Below are 2,060 nucleotides of genomic sequence, written 5' to 3'. Positions count from 1 at the left end.
GATTAACGCCAAGCAACAAAGTGAACTTTCCAAATTGGCGGCGCAGCGTCTTATGGCTTCCGAGAGTTGGGGGCAGTTGTTTAGCGACATTTCCCGGCTCAGTACGACCACGATTAACCGACTTTTGAACGACATCAACAGCCGGAAAATCAACCTTTCGGCAGAGTTCAACCCCGCCGACCTTAAAGCCATTAACGACCAACTACAAAAGGCGAAGAACGAGTTAGCCACCCGTAACCCCTTCCTGGCCCTTCGCCAAAGCCTAAGCGAACTTCGCGCCGCTATGAAGGCGGAAAAGTTATTAGACAGCGACGACCCCTTTGTAAAGTCGTTGGAAGAAAAGAAGAAGCAATACGCCGACTATACCGACGCTATAAACAGCAGCGGCACCACATTAGCCGGAGCCGCGAAGGAAGCCTACGCCGACCTATTGGCGGAAGGTAGTAGTTACGTCGATATGCTCCACAAGAAAATAGCCACCCTTAACGGACTTAAAATTAAGGGCGAACTTACCATAGAAGGACAGGAGCAGCTCGATATATTGAACGCCGCCCTTAACAAAGAAACAGGCGTAGCAAAGAGCGTTGGCGCGGGCTTTAAGGAAGCCTTCGGCGACCTCGGCAGTAGCCTAACCTTCCTTTCGTCGTGCTTCGGAAGTGTGACAAACGGCATAAAGAAAATGGGTATTAGCATGGACGAGGAAACGGAAGCCATATTAGGCGACATAGGCGGAATGTTGGACGGGGCCTCTCAAATTGCCACAGGCATAGCCACCGCCAACCCGTTAAGCATTATTCAAGGATCCATAGGCTTTTTGTCGTCAGCCTTCGACCTATTTAACAGCCGCGACCGCAAGGCCGAAAAGTCAATTAAGAAGCATGAAGAAGCCGTTACCCGGTTGGGACGTGCCTATACAGCATTGGAACACGCCGTAGACAATGCCCTCGGCGAAACCGTCTACCAAAACCAAAGCGCGTTAATTCAGAACCTACGGCAGCAGCAGAACGAAATACAAGGAATGATTAACGACGAAATCTCCAAGAAGAAAACCGATTGGGGACGCGTCGAGGAGTTCCAAGAACGCTACGACGAAGCCGGGCGACAGATTGAGGACATCATCGCCGAAATCACGGAAAGCATTACCCAAACTTCCGCCGGGGACTTAGCCAACGAATTAAAGGACGCACTTATAGAAGCCTTCGAGAGCGGAGAGGACGCTGCAAAGGTATTCGGCGACGTAGCCGACAACGTGCTTAAAAACGCTGTTTCCAACGCCCTAAAACTTCAATTTTTGGAGAAGCCATTGCAGAACGCAATTAAGCAGCTTCAAAAAGATATGGGCTTCGACGCAGAAGGAAACGGCAGTTTCGACGGACTAACCCAAGCCGAACAAGACCGCTTTAAGGCTGCGGTAGCCGCAGCCGGGCAGAACTTCAAGGCGGCAATGGATATGTATAAAGACCTATTCGCCGAATTGGACGAAAGCGACCCGACAAGCCTAAGCGGTGCAATAAAGGGAGCAAGCCAAGAAAGTATAGACCTATTGGCCGGGCAGACCAACGCCGTAAGGCAGAACCAAGTTATAGCCATTGAAATTTTTAGGCAGCAGCTTATCCACCTTTCAAGCATGGATAACCGATTAGGGAACATAGCCGGAAGCCTTCTATCCATACTTAACCGTTTGGGAATAGACGACGGCGACGACCTACGAAGCCAAGGAATAACCGATTAACACAACAGCAAAATGCAACTACAAGAACTTAAGCAACGATTAGCAGCCGAAGCGAAGGCGGCGGGTATTTGTTCGGAGTGGTACGACTTCATATTAAAGGCTTCTTCTAAAGAACGCCTTATAACCCTTTTCGTCAAGGGTCAGGACTTCTGCTCCGAAAATAACTACCCTTCGCCGGAACTTCGCGCCGAGTTCTCCGACATACGCGCCCGCTTCGGTGTGTTTTGCGCCGACGACCTAATAGCGACGAAAAGTCCAAGACGTGTTAGAGCCTTCGACAACGCCGCCGGGACGGTTGAATACGGTAACTTTGATGCCGGCCAAGTGG

At 50.5% G+C, this 2,060-nt stretch carries 1 protein-coding gene and 1 pseudogene; both read left to right on the top strand.

What is annotated here, in order from left to right; all coding sequences use genetic code 11:
• The coding region (locus C5O24_RS14170) for a hypothetical protein (RefSeq protein ID WP_439331596.1) at window positions 1-1,732 on the top strand (1,732 nt) is incomplete at its 5' end.
• 12 nt (window positions 1,733-1,744) lie between these two features.
• Window positions 1,745-2,060 (top strand): annotated as a pseudogene (locus tag C5O24_RS12895) (hypothetical protein); the annotation flags it as partial.

Origin of the sequence: Paramuribaculum intestinale (assembly GCF_003024925.1) — a bacterium.
Lineage (GTDB): Bacteria > Bacteroidota > Bacteroidia > Bacteroidales > Muribaculaceae > Paramuribaculum > Paramuribaculum intestinale.
This window is presented reverse-complemented; position numbering and strand designations above follow the sequence as displayed.